Annotated in this window: 22 protein-coding genes and 1 tRNA gene; 9 read left to right on the top strand and 14 right to left on the bottom strand. The window is 72.7% G+C overall.

Translation table 11 applies throughout. The features are described 5' to 3' along the window. Window positions 1-94 precede the first annotated feature (94 nt). The 13 genes from hpnH to ACGF0D_RS12040 all read right to left on the bottom strand — a co-directional run bounded on the left by hpnH (window position 95) and on the right by ACGF0D_RS12040 (window position 14,385). Entirely contained in the window at window positions 95-1,123 is a 1,029-nt protein-coding gene (hpnH, locus tag ACGF0D_RS12100) for an adenosyl-hopene transferase HpnH (protein WP_392875611.1), read from the bottom strand. A 2-nt stretch (window positions 1,124-1,125) separates the two neighbouring features. After that, window positions 1,126-1,878, bottom strand: coding sequence for a 1-hydroxy-2-methyl-2-butenyl 4-diphosphate reductase (locus ACGF0D_RS12095; RefSeq protein ID WP_392875608.1), 753 nt, complete (start codon window positions 1,876-1,878; stop codon window positions 1,126-1,128). Then, window positions 1,875-3,956 carry a squalene--hopene cyclase gene (shc, locus tag ACGF0D_RS12090; protein WP_392875605.1) on the bottom strand — a complete coding sequence of 694 codons (2,082 nt, stop codon included), beginning with the start codon at window positions 3,954-3,956 and terminating at the stop codon, window positions 1,875-1,877. Before shc ends, ACGF0D_RS12095 begins: the two co-directional genes overlap by 4 nt. A 7-nt stretch (window positions 3,957-3,963) precedes the next feature. After that, window positions 3,964-5,052 (bottom strand): polyprenyl synthetase family protein, encoded by a 1,089-nt coding sequence (locus ACGF0D_RS12085; RefSeq protein ID WP_392915150.1) that lies wholly within the window; start codon window positions 5,050-5,052, stop codon window positions 3,964-3,966. 191 nt (window positions 5,053-5,243) lie between these two features. After that, the gene (gene hpnE / locus ACGF0D_RS12080) at window positions 5,244-6,677 is read right to left on the bottom strand and encodes a hydroxysqualene dehydroxylase HpnE (RefSeq protein ID WP_392915148.1); all 1,434 of its coding nucleotides are present in this window, start codon (window positions 6,675-6,677) and stop codon (window positions 5,244-5,246) included. A 127-nt stretch (window positions 6,678-6,804) separates the two neighbouring features. Next, complete coding sequence (gene hpnD / locus ACGF0D_RS12075) at window positions 6,805-7,662, bottom strand: presqualene diphosphate synthase HpnD (RefSeq protein WP_392915230.1); 858 nt, start codon at window positions 7,660-7,662, stop codon at window positions 6,805-6,807. Between the two features lie 41 nt (window positions 7,663-7,703). Beyond that, window positions 7,704-8,666, bottom strand: a complete 963-nt coding sequence (hpnC, locus tag ACGF0D_RS12070) for a squalene synthase HpnC (RefSeq protein WP_392915145.1) — start codon at window positions 8,664-8,666, stop codon at window positions 7,704-7,706. A gap of 291 nt (window positions 8,667-8,957) precedes the next feature. Then, window positions 8,958-9,767 (bottom strand): ABC transporter ATP-binding protein, encoded by an 810-nt coding sequence (locus ACGF0D_RS12065; protein WP_392875593.1) that lies wholly within the window; start codon window positions 9,765-9,767, stop codon window positions 8,958-8,960. Further along, complete coding sequence (locus tag ACGF0D_RS12060; RefSeq protein ID WP_392875590.1) at window positions 9,760-10,701, bottom strand: ABC transporter permease; 942 nt, start codon at window positions 10,699-10,701, stop codon at window positions 9,760-9,762. Before ACGF0D_RS12060 ends, ACGF0D_RS12065 begins: the two co-directional genes overlap by 8 nt. A 154-nt stretch (window positions 10,702-10,855) precedes the next feature. Next, entirely contained in the window at window positions 10,856-11,701 is an 846-nt protein-coding gene (locus tag ACGF0D_RS12055; RefSeq protein ID WP_392875817.1) for a glycosyltransferase family 2 protein, read from the bottom strand. 50 nt (window positions 11,702-11,751) lie between these two features. Beyond that, entirely contained in the window at window positions 11,752-12,489 is a 738-nt protein-coding gene (locus ACGF0D_RS12050; protein ID WP_392875814.1) for a CDP-alcohol phosphatidyltransferase family protein, read from the bottom strand. Window positions 12,490-12,580: 91 nt separating this feature from the next. After that, window positions 12,581-13,642, bottom strand: coding sequence for an iron-containing alcohol dehydrogenase family protein (locus ACGF0D_RS12045; RefSeq protein WP_392915142.1), 1,062 nt, complete (start codon window positions 13,640-13,642; stop codon window positions 12,581-12,583). Then, the gene (locus ACGF0D_RS12040; RefSeq protein WP_392875584.1) at window positions 13,630-14,385 is read right to left on the bottom strand and encodes a sugar phosphate nucleotidyltransferase; all 756 of its coding nucleotides are present in this window, start codon (window positions 14,383-14,385) and stop codon (window positions 13,630-13,632) included. The genes ACGF0D_RS12045 and ACGF0D_RS12040 overlap by 13 nt, the downstream gene beginning before the upstream one ends. Before the next feature lie 561 nt (window positions 14,386-14,946). Here ACGF0D_RS12040 and idi point away from each other — a divergent pair. Continuing rightward, window positions 14,947-15,600: an isopentenyl-diphosphate Delta-isomerase gene (gene idi / locus ACGF0D_RS12035; protein ID WP_392875581.1), complete on the top strand. Its 654-nt coding sequence runs from the start codon at window positions 14,947-14,949 to the stop codon at window positions 15,598-15,600. A gap of 107 nt (window positions 15,601-15,707) precedes the next feature. Here the strand turns inward: idi and ACGF0D_RS12030 are convergent, their stop codons facing one another. After that, complete coding sequence (locus ACGF0D_RS12030; protein ID WP_392875811.1) at window positions 15,708-16,145, bottom strand: ATP-binding protein; 438 nt, start codon at window positions 16,143-16,145, stop codon at window positions 15,708-15,710. 548 nt (window positions 16,146-16,693) lie between these two features. Between ACGF0D_RS12030 and ACGF0D_RS12025 the strand changes: the two genes are divergently transcribed. From ACGF0D_RS12025 to ACGF0D_RS11990, 8 genes are all read left to right on the top strand, one after another. Next, window positions 16,694-16,778, top strand: a tRNA-Leu gene (locus ACGF0D_RS12025). 322 nt (window positions 16,779-17,100) lie between these two features. After that, the gene (locus tag ACGF0D_RS12020) at window positions 17,101-18,747 is read left to right on the top strand and encodes an APC family permease (protein WP_392875579.1); all 1,647 of its coding nucleotides are present in this window, start codon (window positions 17,101-17,103) and stop codon (window positions 18,745-18,747) included. A 394-nt stretch (window positions 18,748-19,141) separates the two neighbouring features. Beyond that, entirely contained in the window at window positions 19,142-19,606 is a 465-nt protein-coding gene (locus tag ACGF0D_RS12015) for a DUF6624 domain-containing protein (protein WP_392915227.1), read from the top strand. Between the two features lie 130 nt (window positions 19,607-19,736). Continuing rightward, window positions 19,737-21,188, top strand: coding sequence for an aldehyde dehydrogenase family protein (locus tag ACGF0D_RS12010; protein WP_392915139.1), 1,452 nt, complete (start codon window positions 19,737-19,739; stop codon window positions 21,186-21,188). 270 nt (window positions 21,189-21,458) lie between these two features. Continuing rightward, window positions 21,459-21,977 (top strand): Pycsar system effector family protein, encoded by a 519-nt coding sequence (locus tag ACGF0D_RS12005; protein WP_392915137.1) that lies wholly within the window; start codon window positions 21,459-21,461, stop codon window positions 21,975-21,977. A 69-nt stretch (window positions 21,978-22,046) separates the two neighbouring features. Then, window positions 22,047-22,700, top strand: a complete 654-nt coding sequence (locus tag ACGF0D_RS12000; RefSeq protein WP_392915134.1) for a Crp/Fnr family transcriptional regulator — start codon at window positions 22,047-22,049, stop codon at window positions 22,698-22,700. Window positions 22,701-22,873: 173 nt separating this feature from the next. Next, window positions 22,874-23,641, top strand: coding sequence for a hypothetical protein (locus ACGF0D_RS11995; RefSeq protein ID WP_392915131.1), 768 nt, complete (start codon window positions 22,874-22,876; stop codon window positions 23,639-23,641). Continuing rightward, the gene (locus tag ACGF0D_RS11990; RefSeq protein WP_392915129.1) at window positions 23,638-25,755 is read left to right on the top strand and encodes a hypothetical protein; all 2,118 of its coding nucleotides are present in this window, start codon (window positions 23,638-23,640) and stop codon (window positions 25,753-25,755) included. Before ACGF0D_RS11995 ends, ACGF0D_RS11990 begins: the two co-directional genes overlap by 4 nt. Window positions 25,756-25,838: the final 83 nt, after the last annotated feature.

Here is a 25,838-nt window from a genome sequence, read left to right as displayed (position 1 = left end):
CGGCCCGGGCTCGGGGCCGGACCTGGTTCGGGGGCGGAGCCGGCCCGGGCGCGGGGCCCGGGCCGGAGCGCCGACCTTGGGGTCAACTCCCTGCTCAGCGGCCCTTGTTGCCGCTGACGGTCTCGGTGATGGCACGCAGCGACTGCTGGAGCGAGCCCATCGTCGCGAGGACGGCGGTCGGCTCGTAGCCGCAGTGGGCCATGCAGTTCTCGCAGCGCGGGTCCCTGCCGCGGCCGTACTTGCTCCAGTCGGTCTTCTCGACCAGCTCGCGGTAGGTCGGCACGTAGCCGTCGGCCATCAGGTAGCAGGGCCGCTGCCAGCCGAACAGCGAGTAGTTGGGGATGCCCCAGGGGGTGCACTCGAAGTCGGCCTTGCCCTCCAGGAAGTCCAGGAAGAGCGGGCTGTGGTTGAGCCGCCAGCGGTTGCGGTTGCCGCCGGCGAAGGCCTTGCGGAAGAGCTCCCTGGTCTGCTCGACGCCGAGGAAGTGCTCCTGGTCGGGGGCCTTCTCGTAGGCGTAGGCGGGCGAGATCATCATCTCGTCCACCTTGAGCTCGTCGTTGAGGTAGTCCAGCACCTCGATGACGGTCTGCGGGGTGTCGGTGTTGAAGAAGGTGCTGTTGGTGGTGACCCGGAAGCCCCGCCGCTTGGCCTCCTTGATCGCGGCCACCGCCTCGTCGAAGGTGCCCTCCTTGGCTACCGACTCGTCGTGCCGTTCGCGCATGCCGTCGATGTGCACGGCGAACGTGAAGTACGGCGACGGCTTGAACTTGTCGATCTTCTTGCGCAGCAGCAGCGCGTTGGTGCAGAGGAACACGTACTTGCGGCGTTCGACCAGCTGCCGGACGATCTCGTCGATCTGCGGGTGCATCAGCGGCTCGCCGCCGGCGATCGAGACCATCGGGGCACCCGACTCCAGGACCGCGCCGACCGCCTGGGCGACGGGCATCCGCTGCTTCAGCACGCCCGCCGGGTGCTGGATCTTGCCGCAGCCCTCGCAGGCGAGGTTGCAGGCGAAGAGCGGCTCCAGCTCCACGATCAGCGGGAACTTGTCCCGGCGCTTGAGCAGCTTCTGCTGCATGAGGTAGGTGCCGACCCGCACGGTCTGGCGCAACGGCATGGCCATGGCTAGCTCGCCTCCTGGGGGAGCGTCGAGGATGTGGGGTGGTTCAGGTCTGTGGAGCCGTTCAGATCTGTCGAACCGTTCGAACCCATTGAGCCGTTCGAATCTGTGGAGCCGTTCAGGCGTACGGGGCCCGGCGCGCGCTCGTGCCGGTACCAGTCGACGAGGGCGGGTACCGTCGCGCGCAGGGTCCGCCAGGCGCGCACCCCTGCCGGGAGGGTGCCGGGCCGCAGCAGTTCGTGCTCGGGCGTGTCCACCACCACCCGCAGGACGGCCGTCGGCAGAGCGGGCCGCACCTCGCACAGCGCGGCCAGGACGGCGGCGGCCTCCATGTCGACCGCGAGCGCGCCCTGGACGTGCAGCGCCCGCCGCTCGATGCCGCGCACCACGTGGTCGGCGGTGTGGTGGACCCCGGTGTGCACGCTCAGCCCGCGCTCCTTCAGCGCCCGGGTGAGCTCCGCCCCGGAGTCGAGCGGGTACAGGTGGCCCTCGGCGTCGCGCACGCCGTCGGCGGCGACCACGTCGCCGGGCAGCACGCCGGGGCCGACCGCCGCGCCGAAGCCGGCCACCACCACGGCGCCGTAGCCGGTGGGGGCGGAACCGAGCAGCCGCCGGACGGCCAGCCCGGCGCGCCGCCGGCCGACCCCGGTGCGCACCAGCACCGGGGGCCCGCCGGGCGCGCCCCGCCAGTCACCGCCGCGCAGGGCCCAGACCTCGGGGCCCAGGGCGCAGAGCACCAGCAGGGGCGCGGTGGTCACCGCGCCGCTCCGATCGCCGGGGCCCCGTCGGCCCGGCTCGTGCCCGGGGTGCCGTGGAGGTAGCGGCCGAGCGCGGTGACCGGGAACACCAGCCGGTACAGGTGGTAGTTGATGGAGAAGTCCCACGGGAAGCCGGTGCCGGTGAACTGCGGTTCGTCCCAGGTGCCCTCGGGCAGCTGGGTGCGCACCAGCCACTCCACGCCGCGCTCCACCGCCGGGTTGGCCCGCTCCCGCGGCCCCTCGCCGGCCGCGAGCAGCGCCATCAGCGCCCACGCGGTCTGCGAGGCGGTGGAGTCGCCGCGCCCGGCCCAGCGCGCCGGGTCGTCGTAGGAGCGCATGTCCTCGCCCCAGCCGCCGTCGGTGTTCTGCCGGTCCTCCAGCCAGCGCACCGCCCGGCGGATCGCCGGGTGCTCGTCGGGGACGCCGGCCGCGACCAGGGCGGGCAGCACCGAGCCGGTGCCGTAGATGTAGTTGGTGCCCCAGCGGCCGAACCAGGAGCCGTCCGCCTCCTGGTTGCGCAGCAGCCACTCGATGCCGCGCCTGGTCCGGGGGTCGCGGGCGCGGCCGGTCTCGGCGAGCATCTCCACCACGTGCGCGGTGACGTCGGCGGACGGCGGGTCGACCACCTCGCCGAAGTCGCAGAACGGCAGCTTGTTGGGCAGCGTGCTGGTGTTGTCCACGTCGAAGGCGCCCCAGGCGCCGTTCTTGGACTGCATGCCGAGGTTCCACAGCACGCCCCGGTCCATCGCCGCGTCGACCTTGCCCTGGTCGGGGTGGGCGACCCGGCGCAGCGCGAGCACCACCTCGGCGGTGTCGTCGATGTCGGGGTAGGTGTCGTTCTCGAACTCGAAGGCCCAGCCGCCGGGGGCGAGCGCGGGCCGCTGGACGGCCCAGTCGCCGGGTTTGCGGATCTCCTCGCCGAGCATCCAGTCGACGGCGGAGACCAGCGCCGGGTGGTCGGCCGGCACCCCTCCGTCGACCAGGGCGATGGTGGCCAGGCAGGTGTCCCAGACCGGGGACTGGCAGGCCTCCAGCCAGCGCTTGCCGTCCTCGGTGTGCACGGTGAAGCGGTCGAAGGAGGAGAGCCCGGCCTTCATCACCGGGTGCTCCAGCTCGTAGCCCTCCAGGTGCAGGGCGATCAGCGAGTAGACGGCGGGCGGCTGGATGCCGCCCCAGCAGCCGTCGGCCTCCTGGCGTTCGACGATCCAGCGGCAGGCCTGCGAGACGGCCAGTCGGCGCAGCGGGCGGAAGGCCCGGCGGTGGTAGGCGTGCAGCACCTTGTCGAGGCGTTCGAAGAGGCCGTCCCAGGTGGTGGCGGGGGCGAGCGGCCGGTGGGGGTACGGGTCGTCCGGGTCGGTGTGCAGCTCGGTGAGCGCGAAGGGGGCCGGACGGACCGGGCGGTGGGAGGAGACGACGGTCAGCGGGACGATCGTCTGGCGGGCCCAGCAGCCGAAGGCGTAGATGTTCAGCGGCAGCCACTTGGGCAGGAAGATGATCTCGGGCGGCATCTCGGGCAGCCGCTCCCAGGGCCACCAGCCGAACAGGGCGAGCCAGATCCGGGTGAACACCCGGGAGGCCGCGATGCCCCCGGCGGAGCGGACGTAGCGCGCGGCGGCCAGCATGTGCGGGGCGTCCGGGTCGTCGCCGGCCAGTTTGAGGGCGACGTAGGCCTCGACGGTGGTGGACAGTTCGGGCGGCCCGCCGTGGAAGGTGGACCAGGTGCCGTCCTCGCGCTGCTGGGAGCGGATCCACTCGGCGGTGGCGCGGGTCTGCTCCTCGGTGCGGATCCCCAGGAACTGGCGGAGCAGTAAGTCCTCGGCGTCCATGGTGACGTTGGTCTCCAGGTCACCCTTCCACCAGCCCTCGGACGACTGCAGGGAGAGCAGGTGGGTGGTGGCGCGGGCCAGGGCCTCCCGCGCGTCGGCCGGTCGGAGCTCCGCCTCACCGGCCGGCCGTAGCTGGTCGGTGTCCTCGGGCTGCCACCGCCCCGTACCCAGCAGGGTCGGGGGGCGGTCGCCCACCGCGACCGGCTCGGAATCGTACTCAGGGTCGAGCCGGCCGTCCGCGGTTGCTGTCAACGTAACGTCACCTCTCTCGTACCACCACGAATTCGGCGAGTGCGACGAAGTGCTCCCGCACCTCGTCGGTCATGGGCACCTCGTCCAGGGCGGCGAGGGCAGTCGTGTGCTGGCGGCGGGCCTCCTCCTGGGTCCAGGCACGGCCGCCGGCCTCCTCGATCAGCGCGGCCCGGGCGGCGAGCTCGGGCTCGCTCTCCTCCCCACGTCCCTTCGGGTCGGCCAGCTGCTCGGCGAGCCGGCGCGAGGCCGCTCCGCCCTCGGCCAGCGCGGCGGCCACCGGCAGGGACTTCTTGCGCTGGCGCAGGTCCCCCCAGTGCGGCTTGCCGGTGACCTCGGTGGCGCCCCAGATGCCGAGCAGGTCGTCCACCGCCTGGAAGGCCAGGCCCAGGTGGTAGCCGTAGCGCTGGAGCGCGTCGGAGACCTTGTCGTCGGCGCCGGCCAGGACGGCGCCGATCGCCGAGGCGGCGGCCAGCAGTGCCGCCGTCTTGCCGCCCTCCATCTCCAGGCACTCGGCGACCGTGACGCTGTCGCGCTGTTCGAAGGCGACGTCCATGGCCTGGCCGTCGATCAGCCGACGGGTCGCCGTGGTGAGCAGCCGCACGGCCCGCACGGCGTCGGTGGCGCTCGTGCCGCCGGTCACCGCGGCGTCGAGCAGCACCTCCGTGCCGAGCGTCGCCAGGGCGTCGCCGACCAGGATCGCCTGGGCCGGCCCGAAGACCGTCCAGGCGGTGGCCCGGTGCCGTCGGGTCTCGTCACCGTCCATCAGATCATCATGGAGGAGGGAGAAGTTGTGCACCAGTTCAACCGCGACCCCGCCGGGCACCCCCACCTCGGCCGGCGCGCCCGCGGCCCGGGCGGACAGCAGCGCCAGCGCCGGGCGCACGGCCTTGCCGCCGTCCCCCGTCACCGGGGTGCCGTCGCGGTCGATCCAGCCGAAGTGGTAGGCGGCGACGGTGTCCATGGGTGCGGCCAAACGGGCGACGGCGGCCCGTAGCGGCGGGGTGCAGAGCGTACGGCTGCGGGCGAGCAGCTCCGGCACCGAGACCGGTTCGGCGTGCGCCGTGCCTCCGACGGCGAAGCCGGTGCGTGACTCCACGTGCGTTCCCTCTCCCTCGTGGTGCCGGACCGCACGGGGCGGCCGGGTGCTGTCGGTGCGGCTGGTGTCGAACCGAGTGCCAGTGCCAGTGGTACCGGGGCGGCCGTACGGGCCGTTGCCGGTGGTTGCGCCGATGCGCTCGACGGTACGCCCGTCGGCTCTGGCGGGCTCTCCGGTGTCGGGGCCCGCCGTCACCTGGGCCACCTCCCGTCGCCGCGGTCCACCGGCACCCGGGTGCCGGCCGCGGCGAGCGCGGCGTCGGCCGCGGCGTGGCCGCTGCGCACGGCCCCCTCCATGGTCGCGGGCCAGCCGGTGGCCGTCCACGAGCCGGCCAGCAGCAGGCCGGGGACGTCGGTGCGGGCGGAGGGGCGCAGCGCCCCGTTGCCCGGGGCCGGGTCGAAGGTCGCGGTGCGTTCCCGGGTGACGAAGAAGTCCAGCACCTCGGCACGGGCCGCGGCCGGCAGCAGCCGGCCCAGCTCGGGCAGGTAGCGCCGGCGCAGTTCGGCGACCGGCAGGTCGATCTCGTCCTGCGCGGCGGACTGGGACAGCGCCAGGTACTGGGCGCCCGGGTGGGCGTGGCCCAGCGCGGTGGCGGCCAGGCCGGAGTGCGCGGTGCGGTCGAAGACCCACTGGACCGGGGAGCCGAGCGCGGCGAAGAACGGCCGGCGCAGCACCTTGCGATCGTAGATCACGTGCACGTTGAGGATCGGCGCGGTGCCGAAGCCGGCCAGCCGCTCCTGCCCGGGGACCGCGTCCGGCGGCAGCAGCGCGGCCGCGCTGTCCTGGGCGCCGGCCAGCACGACGGTGTCGGCGGTGAGCAGTTCCCCGCCCTCCAGCCGGACGGCGTGCTGCGGGACGGCCGGCTTCAGCTCGGCCACCCGGGCCCGCAACAGCACCCGGACGCCGGCCCGCTCCAGCTCGGCGAGCGCCCGGTCGTGGTGGATCGTGCCGAGCGGGACGGCGGCGGTGCCGATGTCCGAGGCGCCCGGGTCGGAGAGCAGGCCGGTCTTGAAGACCATCCCGGCGAGCGCCAGCGACACCCGGTCGGCCCGGGCGTTCAGGGTGGCGACGCCGACCAGGTCCCACAGGGCGGCCTGGGTGGCGGCGTTCTGCCCGTTGCGGCGCAGCCACTCGCCGAAGGAGACCTCGTCCAGCGCCGGGTCGGCGAGGTCCAGGCCCCGCAGGGCGAGCGCGCCGCGGACCACCCGGGCGCGGTCGGCCGGGGACAGGTGCGGGTAGCGGGCCAGGCTGCCGGCCAGGTGCAGCGGGACGGGCAGGCCGGCCCGGCGCAGCCGGCCGAGGGTGCGCACGGGGGCGGCCGGCGGCCCGGTGACGGAGAGCACCGGGATGTCGAGGCGGTCCTGGAGGTGGACCAGCCGGGTGGCGCCGAGGCGCTCCAGCAGGCCGCGGTAGGCGGTGCAGCAGCGCAGGTAGACGTGCTGGCCGTTGTCGACGGTCAGCTCGCCGCGCCGGAAGGAGAAGGCCAGTCCGCCGAGCCGGGGCCGCGCCTCGGCGAGGGTGACCCGGTGGCCCGCCTCGGCGAGGCGCAGTGCGGTGGTGATCCCGGCCAGCCCGCCGCCGACCACGACCGCGGCCGGGCGCGCGGCATCGGCTCGCCCGGTCATCGGCCCTCCCCCTCGCAGTCGGTGGACCGCCCGCGGGCGGTCGCTGAAGCCGGTCCTCGTTCGTTCAACACAAAACTATCCGCACGTGGATCCGCGCTGACACAGCGTGACAGAACTCTCGCGAGAATCAAGAACGCCCCCCGGCGAGCCCGGAAAGCGCCACGTACGCCTTCTCCCAGCCCGGCAGCGAGACCCGGCCGCGCAGCACGGACTCCGGATCGGCGGCGATCCGGCCGAGCAGGCGGTGGTAGATCCCGGCCATCGCGGCGGTGCAGGCGCGGCTGCGGCGGTCGAGCATCGGCAGCAGCCGCAGGCCCTCCTCGAACGCGGCCTGGGCGCGGGCGGCCTCGAAGGCCACCAGGCCGGTGAAGTCCGCGCCGACCGGCGGCTCGGGCAGGGCGAAGCCCTGCTCGCAGCCGAACCGGACCAGGTCCTCGCTCGGCAGGTAGGTCCGGCCGTTGAGGGCGTCCTCGCGCAGGTCGCGCAGGATGTTGGTGAGCTGCAGCGCCAGGCCCAGGGTGTCCGCGTGGCGCGCCCCGAGCTCGGGGTCGTCGCAGCCGTAGACGCCCAGCGAGAGCCGGCCGATCGCGCCCGCCACGCAGCGGCAGTAGACCTTCAGCTCCTCGTAGGTCTGGTACTCGGCGCCCTTGAGGTCCATCTCGACGCCGTCGATCAGCTCGTCGAAGCCGCCGAGCGGGATCGGGAAGCGCCGGGCCGCGTCGGCCAGGGCGACCTTGATCGGGTCGGTGTCGTCCTCGGCGACCACCCCGGAGCGGACCTCGTCCACCAGTTCCCGGGTGCGCAGCAGCGCCTCGGCCTTGCGGTCGTCCGGAAGGTCGCCGTCGCCGATGTCGTCCACCCGGCGGGCCAGGGCGTACAGGGCCGACATGGCCAGCCGCTTGGGTTCGGGCAGCAGCCGGATGCCGTAGCTGAAGTTGCGCGCCTGCAGTCCGGTGACTGCCTCGCAGTACCGGTACGCCGCCATGACCTGGGCCGACGCCAGTGGTGATGCCGCCACGCGGGCGTTCACCTTCCCTTCGCGAAGATGGCCGCCGCCTTCGCTGCGAGGCGGCGCTTGTCCGGCCTCGCCTGCCGGGCGAGTACGTCGTACCCGGCGTCCTCGACGGCCGCCAGGGCCGCGTAGCCGCCTGCGGTGAATCCCGCGAGGAGCAGTCGAAGCCTCCCCCGAACCGTACCTACCAATGGTGCGCCGCGGTCGAGCAGGGTGCGGGCCCGCTCGACCTCGAAGGCGATCAGCTCGCGGACCGCGCCGTCGGCGCGGGGGGCGGCCAGGTCCGCCTCGGTCACTCCGAAGCGGGCCAGGTCCTCGGCGGGCAGGTAGATCCGGCCGTGGGCCAGGTCCTCGGCCACGTCCTGGATGTGTTCGACCACCTGGAGGCCGCTGCACACGGCGTCCGACAGCTCGGTCCGCTCGGGGGTGGAGACGCCGGCGATGGCCAGCACGAGGCGGCCGACCGGGTCGGCGGACAGGGTGCAGTAGCCGAGCAGGTCCTCGAAGGTGGCGTAGCGGGAGGTGGTCTGGTCCACCCGGTTGGCCTCGATCAGACGGCGGAACGGCTCGGGGGTCAGGCCGTGCCGGTCGACCAGCGGGACGAGCGCGCTCAGCAGCGGGTGACGGGGGCGGTCCGTGGCGGCCACGGAGCCGCCGGCGGTGCGCAGGGCCGCCTCGAACACCCGGTCGAGGTCCTGCTCCAGTCCGTCGAGCAGGGCGAGCCGGAAGGCGGTCTCCTGCGCGGAGGGCGGGGCGGAGTGGTCCGAAGGGGTGGCCGGGGGCGGCTGCTCGACCCCGAGCAGACGGGCGGTGGCGGCCGGGTCGGCCAGGTCGCCGTCGCCGGCGTCGTCGACCAGGCGGGCGAAGCCGTACACCGCCATCAGGTCGTCGCGCCAGGCCGCGGGCAGGAAGAACGGGGCGACGGGGAAGTTCTCCGCGCCCGCCTTGTCGAGGGTGTCTCCCGCGGAACCGTTCACCGGCGTATCTCTGAGCTGGGCCGAAGCCGACACTGCTGTCACTCCCCCGTTCTACACCGCGTGGCAGGACCGGCCCGACTCGGACACGCGTCCGAGCGCGGGCGTCACGCAGGGCACACCGTCCCCGACACCACCAGGCTGACACGCCGGGCCGCGCGGGAGAAGACCGCCCCGCCCGGGGCACGGGGCGCTCGCGCCGCGGCGGCGGGCCGCCCGGCGCGCGCGAGGGCGCGCAGGACGAAGGGCCGGCCCCGGAGGATCCGGGACCGGCCCCTGCGGAAGTACCGGAGGCTACGGCCGCTCGCCGCGCTCGTAGCGCTGGACGACCTCCTCGGTCGGCCCGTCCATGACCAGCTCGCCGGCCTCGATCCAGATGGTCCGCTCGCAGACCTCGCGGATCGAGTTGTTGTCGTGGCTGACCAGGAAGACCGTACCGGCGGACGCCCGCAGCTCGTCGATCCGCCGCTTGCTGCGCTGCTGGAAGGCCTGGTCGCCGGTGGCGAGGGCCTCGTCGATCAGCAGCACGTCGTGGGTCTTGGCGGCGGCGATCGAGAAGCGCAGCCGGGCGCCCATGCCGGAGGAGTAGGTGCGCATCGGCAGGGAGATGAAGTCGCCCTTGTCGTTGATGCCCGAGAAGTCGACGATGTCCTGGTAGCGCGCCTTCACCTGGGCCGGGGTCATGCCCATCGCCAGGCAGCCGAGGATGACGTTGCGCTCACCGGTGAGCTCGTTCATCAGCGCGGCGTTGACGCCCAGCAGCGAGGGCTGGCCGTTGGTGTAGATGCCGCCCTTCTCGGTCGGCAGCAGGCCCGCGATGGCGGCCAGCATGGTCGACTTGCCGGAGCCGTTGGAGCCGATCAGGCCGATCGCCTCGCCCTTGTACGCGGTGAAGCTGATGCCCCTGACCGCGTGCACCTCGCGCACGCCGGAGGCGCGCTTGCGGCTGATGATGCGGCTCAGCGCCGAGGTGGCGCTGCCCTTGCCGGAGCCGGCCCCGTGCACCTTGTAGACGATGTGCACGTCGTCGACGACGACGGTGGGCTCGCGGGCCACGTCCGCGTCCGGGACGGCGGCGCTCGTGCTCAGGTCGATGTCAGCCACGGCCGTACTCCTCCTCTGCCTTCCAGAAGAAGACGTATCCGACGACGAACATGCCCACGCCCCAGGCGATGCCGTACACCCACAGGTGCGGCGGGAGGGTCTGGTGCACCGGCTGGTGCGGGTTGTAGATGACCGGCGCGAAGGCGTGCCGCAGCAGGTCCATGTAGACCGACGCCGGGTTCGCCGCCATCAGCGTCTGGACGTAGTGCGGCCAGTGGGTGATCTTGTCCTGGATGCTGAACATCACACCGGACAGGAACATCCAGGCACGCATCACGAACGGGATCAGCTGGGAGATGTCGCTGGTCCTGGAGCCGATCCGGGCCATCACCAGGGAGATGCCGGTGTTGAAGAGCGTCTGCAGGAGCAGCGCCGGGATGATCAGCAGCCAGGTCCGGCCCGGGGTGACGCCGGCGGCGATCACGGTGACGACCAGGACCACCATGGAGATCAGCAGCTGCTGGAGCTGGATCACGGTGAACGCGATCGGGAGGCTGGCCCGGGGGAAGTGCAGCGCCCGGATCAGCCCGAGGCTGTCGGAGATCGCCCGGGTGCCGGTCTGCACCGCGTTCTGGGTGAACTGGAAGACGAACACGCCGATGCAGAGCCAGGCGATGTAGGTGTTGTCCGGGAAGCCCTGCTTGCCCGCCAGGATCACGCCGAAGACCAGGTAGAACACCGCGCAGTTGAGCAGCGGGGTCACCACCTGCCACAGCTGGCCGAGCTTGGCGTTGGTGTACTGGGCCACCAGGCGGGCGGTGGCGAAGGCCCAGATGAAGTGGCGCCGGGCCCAGAGCTGCTTGGAGTAGGCGAACAGGCCGGGACGGGCGCCGCTCACCTTCAGACCGTACTTGTCCGCAAGCTGCTTGGGGGTCAGGCCCGCGTCCGCCCCCCTGGGGGCCGAGAGGCTGACGGGTTCACTCACTGTCGACACATTCGTCCTTCACGCGGGATCGGTCGGGGCGGCCGGTCGGCGGGGTCCGCCGGTCTGCGCCGATGGGGATCCACTGGGGTCTCGGGAGAGCCGGCCGGTGTGGGGACACCGGCCGCAGCGATCGATCATTCGATGCATATGTCATCAGATGCGATCAGATGATCGGTGGTCGGCCCAACCTGGTCAGTCGCCAGACGGTACGCCACCGCATGGGCCGCCGCGGACCGCAGGGTTCGCGCCAGCCCGCCCGGAATCCGCCCCACCAGGCCTTCAGCGCCTCCGGGGAGGGGCGGCGGGCCAGGGTCAGCAGGAACCAGGTTCCCAGATAGAGAGGCACCAACAGGGCCGGAAGGTTCCGCCTCGCGAGCCAGACCCGGTTGCGGGCCACGTTGTGGAAGTAGCTCGCGTGACGGGCGGGCGAGGTCGTGGGGTGGTGCAGCACCACGTCCGCCCGGTAGTCGATGGCCCAACCGGCGTCCAGCGCGCGCCACGCGAGGTCGGTCTCCTCGTGGGCGTAGAAGAACTCGGCGGGCAGCTGCCCGGCCTGCTCGAACACCTTGCAGCGCACCGCGCTCGCGCCGCCCAGGAACGTCGTCACCCGGGACGACCGCAGCGGGTCGCTGGCGCGCAGCCGCGGGACGTGGCGGCGCTGGGTGACCCCGGTGTCCGGGTCGGCGATCCGGAAGGAGACGATGCCCAGCTCCGGATCGGCGGTGAAGGCCTCGCGCAGCAGCCGGGCCGAGTCGGTGCGCGGCAGGTTCCCGTCGTCGTCCAGGAAGAGGACGGCGTCGACCTCCGCGCCGTCCCGGCCGAACAGCTCGATGCCGACGTTGCGCCCGCCCGGGATGCCGAGGTTCTCCGGCAGCTCGACGCTGCGCACGCCCTCCGGCAGCGGGGGCAGCTTCGCGCCCTGGCCGACCACGGCCAGCTCGACCGCCGGGCCCTCCTGGGCGCGGACGGCTTCGATCAGGGCGTTGAGCTCGGCGGGCCGGTTGCCCATGGTGATGATCACGGCGCCGAGGCGGAAGTCGTCCGCGGCCGTCCGCGCGTTCACCGGAGCCTGCTGGAGAGGACGATGCTCAGCAGGTGCAGCACGGTCTGGAGCATCGCGATCGCCGCCAGGACGACCACCGCGAGCCGGGTGAAGAGGAGTCCGCCGTGCACGGCGTCGGCGACGCCGGCGGCCAGGATGAACAGCGAGGCCTCGACCGCGCCGACCAGGCGGTGGAACTTCAGGAAGGAGGCCGCCCGGCGGGCCTTGGCGACGGAGGACGAGCGCGGCACCGAGGCGCTGTCCTCGACGGCCGTCAGGCCGCTGCGGGCCCGGGCCACGTCCACCAGGTCGGTCTCGGACTTGATCAGGATCGCGCCGAGCGCGGCCAGCGTGCCGAGGAAGGCCCACTCCCAGTGCGAGCCGGCTCCCTCGCGGTGCAGCAGGTCGGTGGCACGCAGGCCGAGGCCGGTCAGCAGCGCCGCCTCGGACATGTAGTGGCCGACCCGGTCCAGGTAGACGCCGGTGAGCGAGGTCTGCCGGCGCCAGCGGGCCACCTCGCCGTCCACGCAGTCCAGCAGCAGGTAGACCTGGATCAGCAGAGCGCCCAGGACGGCGCCCGCGACGCCCGGCACGACCAGCGCGGCACCGGCCAGGATGCCGGTGAACATCATCAGGTACGTCAGGCCGTTGGGCGTGATCGCCGTCATGGTGGACAGCACGCGGGTGATCCGCAGCGAGATCTTCCGCATGTACAGGCGTCCGGCCCAGTGCTCGGCGCTGCGGCGCTGGAGCATGCCCTCCGGGTGGATCACCGCGCGCAGCTCCTCGATCGAGGGCCGGCGGGTCAGGTCCACCGGGGGACGCCCGGCGCCCGCGGTGGAGGGGTCAGCTGTTGACGGCTTGGACATAGTCGGCGTACGCGTCCCTGATTGCGGAAGGGGAGAGGTCGAGGTGTTCGAGGATCGTGAAGCGCCCCGGTCGGGTGTTCGGAGCGTAGTGCACCGCTTCGGTGAACTCCGCCTCGCTGAAGCCGATCTGGGCGGCGGTCACCGGCAGTCCGTGGCTCGCCAGGCGCTCCACGATCAGACCGGTCAGCTCGCGCTCGCCCCGCAGGAAGCTGGCGAAGGCGGCGCCGAGGCCGACCTGCTCGCCGTGCTGGGCGGACCGCTTGGGGTACAGCACGTCCAGGGCGTGCGAGATCTCGTGGCAGGCACCCGACGAGGGCCGGGTGCTGCCCGCGATGTTCATCGCGATGCCGGACAGTACCAGGGCCTCGGCCAGCGCTGTCAGGAGGTCCTGGTCCCGGGTGCTCCCCGGGTGCCGCAGCAGGTTCTCGCCCGCCGAGCGGGCCATCGCCACGGCCAGCCCGTCCATCGGCTCGCCGGTCACCGCGTGGGACAGCTCCCAGTCCGCGCACGCGGAGATGTTGGAGACGACGTCGCCCACGCCGGCCGCCACGAAGCGCTGCGGGGCCTGCCGGATCACGTCCAGGTCGACCACGATGCCGATCGGGCTGGGCACCCCGTAGGAGCCGCGGCCCGCGTCGTTGTCCAGGGTGGAGACCGGCGAGCAGATGCCGTCGTGGGCCAGGTTGGTGGCCACCGCGACCAGCGGCAGGCCGACCCGGGCCGCGGCGTACTTGGCGGCGTCGATGATCTTGCCGCCGCCGAGGCCGACGATCGCGTCGTAGTGCCCGCCGCGCATCGCCTCCGCCAGCCGCACCGCGCTGTCCAGGCTGCCGTCGTCCACGTTGTACCAGTCGGCGCCGGGCAGGGCCGGCTCCAGGCGGCGGCGCATGGCCGAGCCGGAGCCGTTGCTGATCGCGACCGCGATCCGGCCCGAGGCCGACAGCCGCTGGTCCGCGAGGATGCCGCCGAGCGCGTCCAGCGCGCCCGGGCGGATCTCGACGAACAGCGGCGACGGGACCAGTCGGGTCAGTACCGGCACGCGATCTCCCGCGCCTTCGCCAGGTCGTCGTGGTTGTCCACCTCGACCCAGGAGACCTCGCCGATCGGCTGCACGTCGATCCGCAGGCCGCGGTTCACCATCTCCTGGTAGCCGTCCTCGTAGTACAGCTGAGGGTCGCGCTCGTAGGTGGCGCGCAGCGCGTCGGTGAGGTCGGCGGCGGCGGACGGGTTGATCACGGTGACGCCGATGTACTCGCCGGTCGCCTCGGCCGGCTCCATCAGCTTGGTGATCCGGCGCATCCCGGAGGCCGGGTCGACGACGACCTTCATCTCCTCGTCGGCGAGCTTCTTCACCGTGTCGAGGGCGAGCAGGATGCCGGGGGCGGTGCCGGCCTCGGTCAGTCGCCGGTTGCCCTCCAGCATGGTGCGCTGGACCGAGGCCGGGTGGACGGTGTCGCCGTTGGCGAGCAGCAGGCCCTCGGCGAACAGCTCGCGGGCGCACCAGAGCGAGTACGCGTTGTTCCACTCCTCGGCCTTGTCGTTCTCGACCAGGTGGAGCTTGACGCCGTACTTGCTCTCCAGGGCGTCCTTGCGGTCGTACACCGCCTCCTTGCGGTAGCCGACGACGATCGCGGCGTCACGCAGTCCGACCTCGGCGAAGTTGCCGAGCGTGAGGTCCAGGACGGTCCGCTCCCCGTCGACCGGCACCAGCGCCTTGGGCAGGGTGTCGGTGTACGGGCGCAGTCGGCGGCCGGCGCCGGCTGCCAGAACGAGGCCGATCATGCGGGTCTCCTGATCCGTCGTGCTGTGCCCGGAGGCCGTGCCGGAGGGCGGCGCCACCGGTCCTCGGGCCGGTGTTCGACCGGGCCGGGCGGCGGCGCGCCGGTGCCGGCACAGATCCGGGCACCGTGTCGTATGTGATGGTAGGCGACCAGGGCGACCGGCCAGAACGCGCCCGCGGGCCCGGACCGCAGGCGAGGCGGCCCGCAGGAGGGTGGACGGGGCGGCGGGCGGAGCGGTGGCGGGGCGGCCGTGGGACCGCTGCGCCCCGCCCGGGCCGCGCCGGGGGACGCCTCGGAGCGGTCGAACGGGCTCCGAACGCACGTAGAACGGTTCTGCGAATTCCTGACCTTACAGAGACTTCCCGGGCCCTTCTCTGGCCGGTTTCCGACGCCTCCAGGTCATGATCCGTCCGGTTGTGCGTGGTACCCCTGCCGAGTGCCACCCATACGGCAGACTGGACCCCGACGCCGGCGCCGGTGCCCAAGCTGTGTCCGCCGCACACCACCCGGTGCGTCGGAGACGCCCGATGCTCCCGTTGCTCCCGTTCCCGAAAGAGGCCCCATGCCCCAGAGTCTGCCGACCGACCCGACGCACTTCGCCGCCGACATCGACACCGGTCTCGACGTGGAGACCGATGTGACGGTCGACGCCCGGGCCACCGGCTCCGCCCACCCCGGCGCCGAGATCCTGCTGGAACTGGTCGACGACGAGGGCGTCACCATCGGCACCGGCGAGAAGCTCTGGGCCCACCAGCAGCCGGGCCGGCTGCACCGGGCCTTCTCGGTCTTCCTGTTCGACCGCCAGGGCCGGCTGCTGCTCCAGCGCCGGGCACTGGGCAAGTACCACTCCCCCGGCGTCTGGTCGAACACCTGCTGCGGCCACCCGTACCCGGACGAACCGCCGTTCGTCGCCGCCGCCCGGCGCACCGCCGAGGAACTGGGCGTCGCACCGGCGCTGCTGTGCGAGGCGGGCACCGTCCGCTACGACCTGCCGGACGAGGCGTCCGGGCTGATCGAGCGGGAGTGGAACCACCTGTTCGTGGGACTGGTCACCGCTCCGGTCCAGCCGGCCCCGGAGGAGGTGGACGACTTCGCCTTCGTGACCGCACAGGAACTGCGGGAGCTGCGGGAGGAGCGGCCGTTCTCGGTCTGGTTCGAGACGGTCTTCGAGGCCGCGCTGCCGGGCATCCGGGAGATCGCCGGGCGGGACTGGTAGCCGACCCGTAGCCGACCGGCGGCTGGGGCCGACGCGGTCGGCGGCCTGGCCGCTGGGGCCGACGGTCCGGTCGCCGCGGTCGGCGGCCCGGCCGGACGGTCGGCCGGTCAGCGTCCGGGCTCCGGGGGGACGGGCAGCGAGGCCCAGATGACCTTGCCGCCCTCCCCCGTGTGTTCGACGTCGCACACCCCGCCGGCCTGCAGGGTGACGCTCTTCACCAGCAGCAGGCCGCGCCCGCCGGTACTTCCGGTGTCGTTCTCCAGCGCCTTCGGCCGGTACGGATCACCGTCCTCGACCGACACGCGCACCCAGGCCCGGTGCACCGACAGCTCGGTGACCACCTCGGGCGACAGCTCGGCGGCGTGCGTCACCGCGTTGCTCACCAGCTCCGAGACGATCAGCAGCAGGTCGTCCACCAGCTCCTGGTAGCGCACCCCGTTCAGGCCCTGCGCCAGCAGGCGGTCGCGCACCGCGTGCCGGGTCACCGGCACCGAGGCCTCGGTGGCGGGCGCAGGGAAGCGCCACACGCCCTCGGCGGGGCCCACAGAGGCCCGGGCTACGCCGGAGCCCTCCGCCCGCCCACCGCGTCTCGGTTCGGCCTTCGCCGCTCCGCTGATCTGCTCCACGTCCAGCCGCCCTTCGTCCGCGACCCGGGAATCAGGCGATCCGCTTCATGGCGCCCTCGGTCCACAGAGGCTAGGAGAGCCGCCGCCACGGCCGTGGCACCGTCGACAAGTTGCCCGTGTCGGATCGGTTCCGGCCTCAACCGACCGCGGACGGGACGGGAGTCGACCGGTTCCTTCGCGGACACCACCGGTTCGATCCGGATTCGAGCGTGTTGGCCGGGCGTACCAACCTGTGCGGGCGCCGTGCGGGGCGGGTGTCGTGCCGGGCGGGTGGTGCGGGGTGGACCGTGGCGGGGTGGACCGTGGCAGGGCGGGCGGTGGCGGGCGTCGCGGCCCCCGTTGCTCCCGACCGGGGCGTCCGGCGGGGTGGCCCCGAGGAAGCCGCTGGTGAGAAGCACTCCAGAACCCTGGTAATGTTCTCTTTGTCGCCGAGGGGGCGAGGAAAAAGCCCCCGAAGCACACACCCGGTCCGGGTGGCGGAATGGCAGACGCGCTAGCTTGAGGTGCTAGTGCCCTTTATCGGGCGTGGGGGTTCAAGTCCCCCCTCGGACACAGCCGAAATTCCCCGTGGAAGCCGAGAGGCTCCACGGGGAATTTCGTTTTTCCGGCCCGCCCCATTTCGTCGGGCCGGCCCGATCACCATTCCCGGCCACCGCCGCCCCCATTCCGGGCGTTGTGGCGTCCGTCTCCTCACCGGTTCACACCGGCCCGGGAAGCCGGACACGAGATGGCAACAATCGGACGGTTTGAGCTTCCTCTGAGGTTTTCGCCCGTTTTCGGAACATAGGCTGCTCTCCGTTTGTCCGAAATACCGGCTCAAAATCGCAAAAACACCGACACCACCCGATGAACCACGAGCGAGAGGACCGATACGTTGAGTGAGCCCGAATCGTCGACGGCATCACACCAGAACTACCGCCGATCGCTCGGCACGATCAGCCTGACCGCGGTCGGGCTGGGGTCGATCATCGGATCCGGCTGGTTGTTCGGTGCCGAGCGGGCCGCCAAGCTCGCCGGACCCGCCTCGATCCTCGCCTGGGTGATCGGCGCCGCGGTGGCGCTGACCATCGCGCTCACCTACAGCGAGCTGGGCTCGATGTTCCCCAAGGCCGGCGGCATGGTCCGGTACGGCCAGTACTCGCACGGCTCGCTGGCCGGCTACCTGGCCGCCTGGGCCAACTGGATCGCCATCGTCTCGGTCATCCCGGGTGAGGCCACCGCCTCCGTCCAGTACATGAGCTCCTGGGACTTCGGCTGGGCGAAGGGGTTGTACGACGGCAAGGAGTTGACCCTCAGCGGCGTGGCACTCGCCAGCGTGCTGCTGCTCGTCTACTTCGCCCTCAACTGGTTCGCGATCACGCTGTTCGCCAAGACCAACACCGCGATCACCGTCTTCAAGGTCGTCGTGCCGACGCTGACCGCCGGCGCGCTGCTCTTCGCGCACTTCGACACCTCGCACTTCACCGACCACGGCGGCTTCGCGCCGAACGGCTGGAGCGCGGTGTTCACCGCCGTCGCGGTCTCCGGCATCGTCTGGGCCTTCAACGGCTTCCAGTCCCCGCTCAACCTGGCCGGCGAGGCCCGCAACCCCGGCAAGTCGCTGCCGAAGGCCGTCATCGGCTCGATCCTGATCTCCCTGGTGATCTACGTCGCGCTGCAGATCGCCTTCCTCGGCGCCATCCCGGGCGGCGACCTGGCGAACGGCTGGAGCAACCTCGCCTACACCTCGCCGCTGGCCGACCTGGCCATCGCCTGGGGCCTCAACTGGCTGGCGATCACGCTGTACGCGGACGCCTTCATCTCGCCCTCCGGCACCGGCATGATCTACGCCGCCACCACCTCGCGCATGATCCACGGCGTGCAGGAGAACGGCCACCTGCCGAAGATCTTCGGCCGGGTCGACGCCAAGACCGGCATCCCGCGCCCGGCGCTGGTGCTCAACCTCGTGGTCGCCTTCATGTTCCTCGCCGTCTTCCGCGGCTGGGGCTCGCTGGCCGAGATCGTCTCGGTGGCCACCGTGATCTCGTACATCACCGGCCCGGTCGCCGTGATGGCGCTGCGCCGCCTGGCCCCCGACCTGCCCCGGCCGGTGCGGCTGCGCGCCATGCCGATCATCGCCCCGGTCGCGATGGTGTTCGGCTCCCTGGTGCTCTACTGGGCCCGCTGGCCGCTCACCGGCAAGGTCATCCTGCTGATGGCCGCCGGTCTGCCGATCTGGGCCTGGTACGAGCTGCGCAAGCCGTTCGCCGAGCTGAAGCCGCACCTGAAGGCGGGTGCCTGGATGGTCGCGTACCTGTTCGTGATGGCCGGCGTCTCCTGGGCGGGCAGCGCCGACTTCGGCGGGAACGGCTACCTGCCGGAGGGCTGGGACCTGCTGATCGTCGCCGCGATCGGGCTGGCGTTCTACCGCTGGGGCGTCGCCAGCGCCTGGGCCAACCCCTCGCTGGCCGCGGTCCGCGAGGAGATGGCGCAGGCCGAGGGCGCCGCTCCGGTCGACGCCGCGGAGGCCTCGCGGGTCTGAGGCGGAAACGGGCGGGCGCACGAACGCGCCGGCTCACGGTGAAGGGCCGGTCGGATTCGTCCGACCGGCCCTTCGGCGTCCCTGGGGAGGGTGCGCGGTGCGCTCCGTTCCCGGTGTGGATCCATTCTGCCGCGGGCGGCACCCCCGGGTCACCGTCTTCAGGGATGATCTTCGTCGCGACGTCCGCGCCTAGCGTGGTGGCGGGCGGCCCTCGGCGGGAGGGCCCGGGCCGGAGGAGCGGATCGGCATGGCGGACGTACGGCGGCGGGACGGCGAGGCGGGGGCGGCCCCGGGCGGGGAGCCTGTCGAGGGGGCAGGCGCGGGAGCGGTCGAGGGGGCAGGCGCGGGGGCGGTCGAGGGAGCGGCCGGGCGGCTGGCCGCGGAGCTCACCGGGATGATGGCCGAGGACGGCGCGGTCGCCCGGTTCGCGAACAGCCCCGACCTGGCCGAGCAGGCGGCGTGGCGGCGACTCACCGTCCGGCACGCGGACCGGCTCGCGGAGATCATGGCGGCGCACGACTGGCCGACCGAGCAGGCCGTCGGCCCCGAGGCCGCCCGGGCGGCCTGGCTGGTGGCGCAGCACGCGGACCGGCAGCTCGACGTCCAGCGGCGGGCGGCGGCACTGATGGGCGAGGCCGTCGCCCGGGGCGAGGCGAGCGCCCGCGACCTGGCCTTCCTCCAGGACCGGCTGGCGGTCAACGAGGGGCGGGACCAGCGCTACGGAACGCAGATCGGCGCGGTGGCGGAGGGCCGCCCGGTGCCGTGGCCGTGCGAGGAGCCGGAGCGGCTGGACGAGCGGCGGGCGGAGGTGGGCATCGAGCCGTTCGACGAGTACACCGCACGGTTCGCCCCGAGGTAACCGTCCGGTCCGCTCCGAGGTAACCGTCCGGTCCGCCGATCCGGATTGACTCTTGCGCGCGGCCGCCCGCGCCGCATTGACTGACCTCCGACTAGCGCTGCTAGTTAAGACGGGTCGAGTGGATGAGCTGATGAGGGGACGATCGGTGCGGCAGGACGCGGAGTATCCGGAGCACGGCGACCAGTACATCGACGGCGAGTGGCGGCCCTCCGGGGACACCGGGTCGATCACCGTGCTGAACCCGGCGACCGAGCAGGTGCTGGCCACGGTGCCGGCCGGCGGCGCGATCGACGTCGACGCGGCGGTGACGGCGGCCCGGCGGGCGGCCCGCGGCTGGGGCGCGACCACCCGCGAGGAGCGGCTGGCGCTGCTGACCCGGCTGCGGGACGGGATCGCCGCCGCGCAGGGCGAGATCACCGAGACGGTCGTCGCCGAGCTCGGCTCGCCGGTCGGCTTCACCGGTGCCGTGCACGCCGGGCTGCCGCTCGCCGTGGCGACCTCCTACCTGTCCCTGCTCGCCGAGCACCCCTTCGAGGAACGGATCGGCAACTCGGTGGTGCACGCCGAGCCGGCCGGGGTGGTCGCGGCGATCACGCCGTGGAACTACCCGCTGCACCAGATCGTGGCCAAGGCCGTCCCGGCGCTGGCGGCCGGCTGCCCGGTGGTCCTCAAGCCGGCCGAGGACACCCCGCTGGTGGCCCGGCTGTTCGCCCGGCTGGTGCACGAGGCCGGGTTCCCGGCGGGCGCCTTCAACCTGGTGACCGGCACCGGCGCGGTGGCGGGCTCGGCGCTCGTCGGACACCGGGAGGTGGACCTGGTCTCGTTCACCGGCTCCACCGCCGTCGGCCGGCAGGTCGCCGAGACGGCCGGCCGGGGGCTGAAGCGGGTCTCCCTGGAGCTGGGCGGCAAGTCGGCCAACGTGGTGCTGCCCGACGCCGACCTGGCCCGCGCGGTCAAGGCGAACGTCGCCAACGTCTTCGCCAACTCGGGCCAGACCTGCAGCGCGCTGACCCGGCTGCTGGTCCACCAGGACCAGTACGAGGAGGCGGTCGCCCGCGCCGCGGAGGTCGCCGCCCAGTACCGGCCGGGCGACCCGACCGACCCACAGACCCGGATCGGCCCGCTGGTCAACGCCAGGCAGCTGGCCCGGGTTCGCGGCCACATCGACGGCGCGCTGGCCGAAGGCGCCCGGCTGGTCGTCGGCGGCTCGGAGCCGGTCGCCGACCTGCCCGCGGGCTACTACGTCCACCCGACGGTGCTCGCCGACGTGACCCCGGAGATGACGGTGGCCCAGGAGGAGGTCTTCGGTCCCGTCCTGGCGATCCTGCGCTACCGCGACGAGGACCACGCCGCCGAACTCGCCAACGGCACCCCGTACGGCCTGTCCGGCGGCGTCTGGGCCCGCGACACCGACACCGCCGCCGTCTTCGCCCGCCGCCTCGACACCGGCCAGGTCGACCTCAACGGCGGCCGCTTCAACCCGCTCGCCCCCTTCGGCGGCTACAAGAGCTCGGGCCTCGGCCGGGAGCTGGGCCGGCACGGGCTGGAGGAGTTCCTCCAGTACAAGTCCCTGCAGTACTAGCGGGGCTGATGGCCTTCGGCGGACAGATGACAGCGGACAGCTGACAGATTTCAAAATCTGTCAGCTGTCCGCTGTTCGTCGTTCTCCGTTCGCTGTTCGCTGTTCTCCGTCTGCTGCCCGTCGCCGTCCGTCCGCCGCGCACCGACGGGCCCTTCCCGGCCGGGAGGTGACCCACGTCTCGGCGGATCGGCCATCCACTGGGCAGTACGGAACGCGGATCGCGCGGACACTGGGGCCACCGAGACCCGTCAACCGAGGGAAGGCCCCGTCATGCGAGCGATCCGCCCCCTTGCCACCGGTCCGACCGGCCCTCAGGCCCCGGGCCGGCTGGCGTCGTCCACCCAGGAGGTCCTGGCAGAGCTGCAACGGAGTGACGCCAAGGCCACCGGCATCGGAGCCGCCGCCGTCGGAGGCATCACCATGGCGACCGCACTGAGCAGCACGCTGTCTCCGCTCTCCCCGCTGGCCAAGGCGACGCTCCTGGGCGTCATCACCCTCCTGGTCGGCTCGCTCGCCCTGTCGCTGGCGGCCGCCAGGCCCCAGCTCCGCCACGACGGCCACCGCGCTCTGTCCTATTTGGAATTCGCCCGTTTGACGCCGGAACAGTTGGTCGAGTCATTCGAGGAGCGGAGTTCCGGGGATCTCGCGACGGCGCACGCGCAGCGTTTGGTGGAGCTTTCCCGGCTGGTCCTGCGGAAGTACCGCCTCCTTCGGCGTGCGGTCGATCTGCTGTCCTGCGGGCTGGTGTTGGGCACACTGGCCGCGGTTCTGGTTCTTGCGGCACACTGAGTGGATCACAGTGTCCGGCCGGCGAACCGGCAGTCCGCCGACCGCGGACCCGGCCACCGGAGGCGCCACGTGCAGGAGTCACACCGCGAGTTCCTGAGTGACGAGAAGTGGGCGCTCCTCCAGCAGTTGGCGCCGGTGCGCCACCGCGCGTCCCGCGCCACCCTGCTGCGGCAGGACGAACCGGCCACCTGCGTCGTACTCCTGGAGGCCGGCAGTGTGATGGTGACCGCCGACGGCCCGCTCGGCAGTGAGCAGTTGCTCGCGGTCCGCGGCGACGGCGAACTCCTCGGCGAGATGTCGGTATTGGCGGAGGGCGTGCGCAGCGCGACCGTACGGACCCTCGAGCCCTGCCGGGTTCGCGTGGTCCCGGCCGTGGACTTCACGGACTTCGTCGAATCGCACGGCCTGCTGCGACCGTTGCTCAGGCATTCCTACAGCCGGCTCCGCGAGGCCGACCGGACCAGGCTGGAACTCGCGACCGGATCCGTGGCGCTCCGGCTGTCCGGTCTCCTCATGCGGCTCTCCGGCCCGGCGACCTCCGGCGGCCCGTCCCGGATCCGGCTGCCGCAGGAGGACCTCGCCAGGCTCATCGGCGCCTCGCGCAACGCCGTCGGCAAGGTCTTGGTGGAGTGGAGCCGGCACGGCTGGCTGACCACGGCTCCGGGCGGCGGTGTGACGGTGACCGACTTGCCGGCGCTACGCGCGCACGCCGCGCAGCGGTAGGACCGCCGGCGTCGGCCGCGCAGTGGCGCAGCTCACTTCCGTCCTGCCATCCGTTGGGCAGCACCGACCGCCCGCTCGGAGGCATGATCGCTGCCGAGCGCGCGGACCCCGGACCCGCACCCGCACCCGCACCCGCACCCGCACCCGCACCCGCACCAGGAGGACAGACAGACATGCTCCCCGCCCCCGTCGACTGGGATGACCTCCCGCCCGACCTCGCCATCCTCGTGGTCGACATCGTCGGCTACAGCAAGGTGCCCGAGACCGCGATGCCCGGCCTTCGGGCCGCACTGGACGCCGCCGTCGCCGAGACCTTCACCCGCATCGACCTGGCCGCGCTCTGGGCCGACGAACGCCGGGGCAGCGATACGGGTGACGGCTGGATCAGGATCGTGCCCGCCGCGAAGGTCGTGCGGCTGGTCGACCCGGGCATCGCGCTCCTGGAGGACGCGCTGCACCGCCACGACCGGGAGCGACGCGCCCACGAGCCGGTCCTGCGGACCCGGCTGAGCGTCCACCTCGGCCCGCTCTCCCCCGATCACCGGGGCGATGCCGTCAACGACGCGTGCCGTCTGGTGGACAGCGACGAGGTCCGCGCCGCGGCCGGGGTGGCCGCGGAACACGACTCGTTCGTCGCGGCGATCGTCTCGGACGAGGTCCACCGGCGGGCCGTCGCCGCCGGTCGCACCCGCACCCTGTCCGAGCGGGACTTCCTGGACGTCTCGGCGGCCGTGCCGAAGAAGCAGTTCCAGCGCGCCGCGTGGGTCCACGTACCGCGGCTCGCGCCCGCGACGGTCAAGGCGGCCCTCGGCCGGAAGGAGCCTCCCGTGGAGCCCGCACCGAGCCCCACGGCCGGTCCGCAGCTCACCTTCAACGGCAACGTCGGCACAGCCGTCGGATCAGTCGAGACCCTGAACGTGGGGGGCGTCAACTTCGCATGACCATGGACGACTTGGAGCGGATTCAGGCCTTCCTGCCTGCGCCGGTCCGCACCGCCCCGGCCGGTACCACCAGGAAACCCGTCACGCCGGAGCGCGCTGCGCCCTCGTTGACGTTCATGGCGGACGTCGGGATCGCCGTCGGCCAGGTCGACAGGATGTACCAGGAGATCCGTCAGGACTTCCTCGAGGCCAGAACGCTGGACCGCACCAAGCTGCTCGAATCCCGGACGTTCGCCCTCCCCTCCACCTGGAACACCGTCCGAACGCAGCTGGTCGACGCGCTGGCGGACCCCGGGGTGCGGGTGATCATCGTGGTGGCCCCGCGCGGCTACGGCTCGACCACCTTCGTCCACCACCTGCTGGCGAGCCACGCGCCGGACGAGATGAAACTCGTCGAGCTCGAACCGGACGGGCCGCGCCCGAGGGTCTCGAGGATCCGCCGGGATCCCGGACGGGCCTACCAGTTGGACCTCAAGGACCCGCAGACCGACCGCCCGTCGACGACGTTCCTCGACGACGTCGCCGGAAGCGTCTCGATGCTGCGACAGGCCCGATCGCTCTGGGTCCTCAACATCGCGGCGGATCTGTGGACCGAACAGCGGACCTGGCCCGTCGCGCCCGGGGTCCGGGTGGTGGAGCTCCGCTCCCCGCCGGAGCCGTACGCCGTCGCGGCGCGCCATCTGACGGCGGCCGGCATGTCCTGGCTCGTGCCGTACCTCCGGTCGGACACCGCCCGGGTCCATCTGTCGTCCCTGCGCCACGCGGTGGAGGCGGTGCGCGCGGCCGGCGCCGTGGCCGAGCAGTGGCTGGAGTTCAAGCGCGACCGCCCGGAGGAGGCCGGCTGGATCGAGGAGGGGCTCGGTCGGCCCGGTGGGGCGGGCGACGACGCGTGCCATCCCGAACTCCGCACGAGCGTCGAGAACGCCCTCGGCGACTGGCGCACCGAGTTGGACGGCGTCTTCGCACACGGCGGCGACAGCGGTGGTGCGCTGTCCCTGCCCGACCGCTGCCTGTTGCTCTCCCTCGCCCTCCACCGGGTCGCGCCGGCCGCCAGGATCTCGCGGGACGCCCGCGCCTTGGAGGAGTTGATCGCCAAGAAGGACCGGACGCACGCTCCGACGAACCTCGGTCAGGTCTTCGCCGGGCGCGGACTTCGGCAGCGGCTCACCGCGCTGCACGCGACGGTGAGTTCCCAGGACATCGTCTCGCTCAGTCGTCCTGGCTACGGCCAGGCCGTCCTCACGTACGTCTGGGACAACTACGAGGACATGCGGTCCGTCCTGCTGGAGTGGCTGATCGCGACCGCCCCGGCCGAGCGGGGCGAGGCGGACAAGAGCGTCTCCGCCCTGACCACGCTGGCGGCCCGGCACCGGGCGCCGACGGTTCTGACCGAGATCCGCGACACCGCCCACGAGTCCGGGCGGTCGGACATGTGCGCGGCCGTCATGGCACGCGTGCTCGGGGACGCGGGGATGGAGCGGGCCGCGTGGGCCCGGCTCTACGACTGGGCCGACGACCGCCGCCACGGGACGCAGTCCGTGGTGGTCGAGGTGGCGGAGCACGTCCTGAGTGCCGAGGACCCCGGGGGCAGGGGGCACCGCAAGGCTATGACGCGGCTGCGTCGGGTCGCCTCGACTTCGCGGGACCAGTCCCTCCTCGGCAGTGTCCTGGCCATCTTCCGTCGTCTCGGCCACCGGGAGGCGGGACGGAACCTGCTGCTCTCCGAGGTACTGCGCTGGCGCGAGAAGAAGGCCGCCCGATCCGGGAAGATCGCCATGCTGGCGCTGATGGGCCAGCTCGACGGCCCGTGGCCCTGGATGCTCGGTACGGCCAACGAGAAGGCTCGCACCGAGATCGACGAAGGCCTGCGGGACCTCCTGGCGGACCCGCAGTTCGAGCCCCGGGCGGTCACGGCCATCTGCGCGTGGTTCGAGGCGGCGGCGACCGACACCGAGGCGTACACCGCCGTCCGGGACCGGGTCGTACCCGCGCTGGGCGGGCACTCGTCGCGGGACGCCGGAATCGACTTCTTCCGCCAGGTCGACCGACTGGCCCTGCCCGACGGCACCCAGGTCGGCGATGACGTCTGGGCCTCGTTGGTCCGGCTGCGGTGACCTGAGGCCCGCTCACTGCGGGCAGCTGACGGGTGACAGATTTCGAAATCTGTCATCTGTTCGCTGTCGGCTGTCCTCTGCAG

It is taken from the genome of Kitasatospora sp. NPDC048298, assembly GCF_043201465.1.
Taxonomy (GTDB): domain Bacteria; phylum Actinomycetota; class Actinomycetes; order Streptomycetales; family Streptomycetaceae; genus Kitasatospora.
Note: the sequence above shows the minus strand (reverse complement) of the source record. Positions and strands in the feature narration are given on the sequence as shown.

Coding starts and splice junctions, on each gene's coding strand:
- hpnH (WP_392875611.1), bottom strand. CDS start 1,123: ATGGCCATGCCGTTGCGCCAGACCGTGCGGGTCGGCACCTACCTCATG.
- ACGF0D_RS11990 (WP_392915129.1), top strand. CDS start 23,638: ATGACCATGGACGACTTGGAGCGGATTCAGGCCTTCCTGCCTGCGCCG.
- ACGF0D_RS12010 (WP_392915139.1), top strand. CDS start 19,737: ATGAGGGGACGATCGGTGCGGCAGGACGCGGAGTATCCGGAGCACGGC.
- ACGF0D_RS12015 (WP_392915227.1), top strand. CDS start 19,142: ATGATGGCCGAGGACGGCGCGGTCGCCCGGTTCGCGAACAGCCCCGAC.
- ACGF0D_RS12040 (WP_392875584.1), bottom strand. CDS start 14,385: ATGATCGGCCTCGTTCTGGCAGCCGGCGCCGGCCGCCGACTGCGCCCG.
- idi (WP_392875581.1), top strand. CDS start 14,947: ATGCCCCAGAGTCTGCCGACCGACCCGACGCACTTCGCCGCCGACATC.
- ACGF0D_RS11995 (WP_392915131.1), top strand. CDS start 22,874: ATGCTCCCCGCCCCCGTCGACTGGGATGACCTCCCGCCCGACCTCGCC.
- ACGF0D_RS12055 (WP_392875817.1), bottom strand. CDS start 11,701: ATGGGCAACCGGCCCGCCGAGCTCAACGCCCTGATCGAAGCCGTCCGC.
- ACGF0D_RS12005 (WP_392915137.1), top strand. CDS start 21,459: ATGCGAGCGATCCGCCCCCTTGCCACCGGTCCGACCGGCCCTCAGGCC.
- hpnD (WP_392915230.1), bottom strand. CDS start 7,662: ATGGCGGCGTACCGGTACTGCGAGGCAGTCACCGGACTGCAGGCGCGC.
- hpnE (WP_392915148.1), bottom strand. CDS start 6,677: ATGACCGGGCGAGCCGATGCCGCGCGCCCGGCCGCGGTCGTGGTCGGC.
- ACGF0D_RS12050 (WP_392875814.1), bottom strand. CDS start 12,489: ATGCTCCAGCGCCGCAGCGCCGAGCACTGGGCCGGACGCCTGTACATG.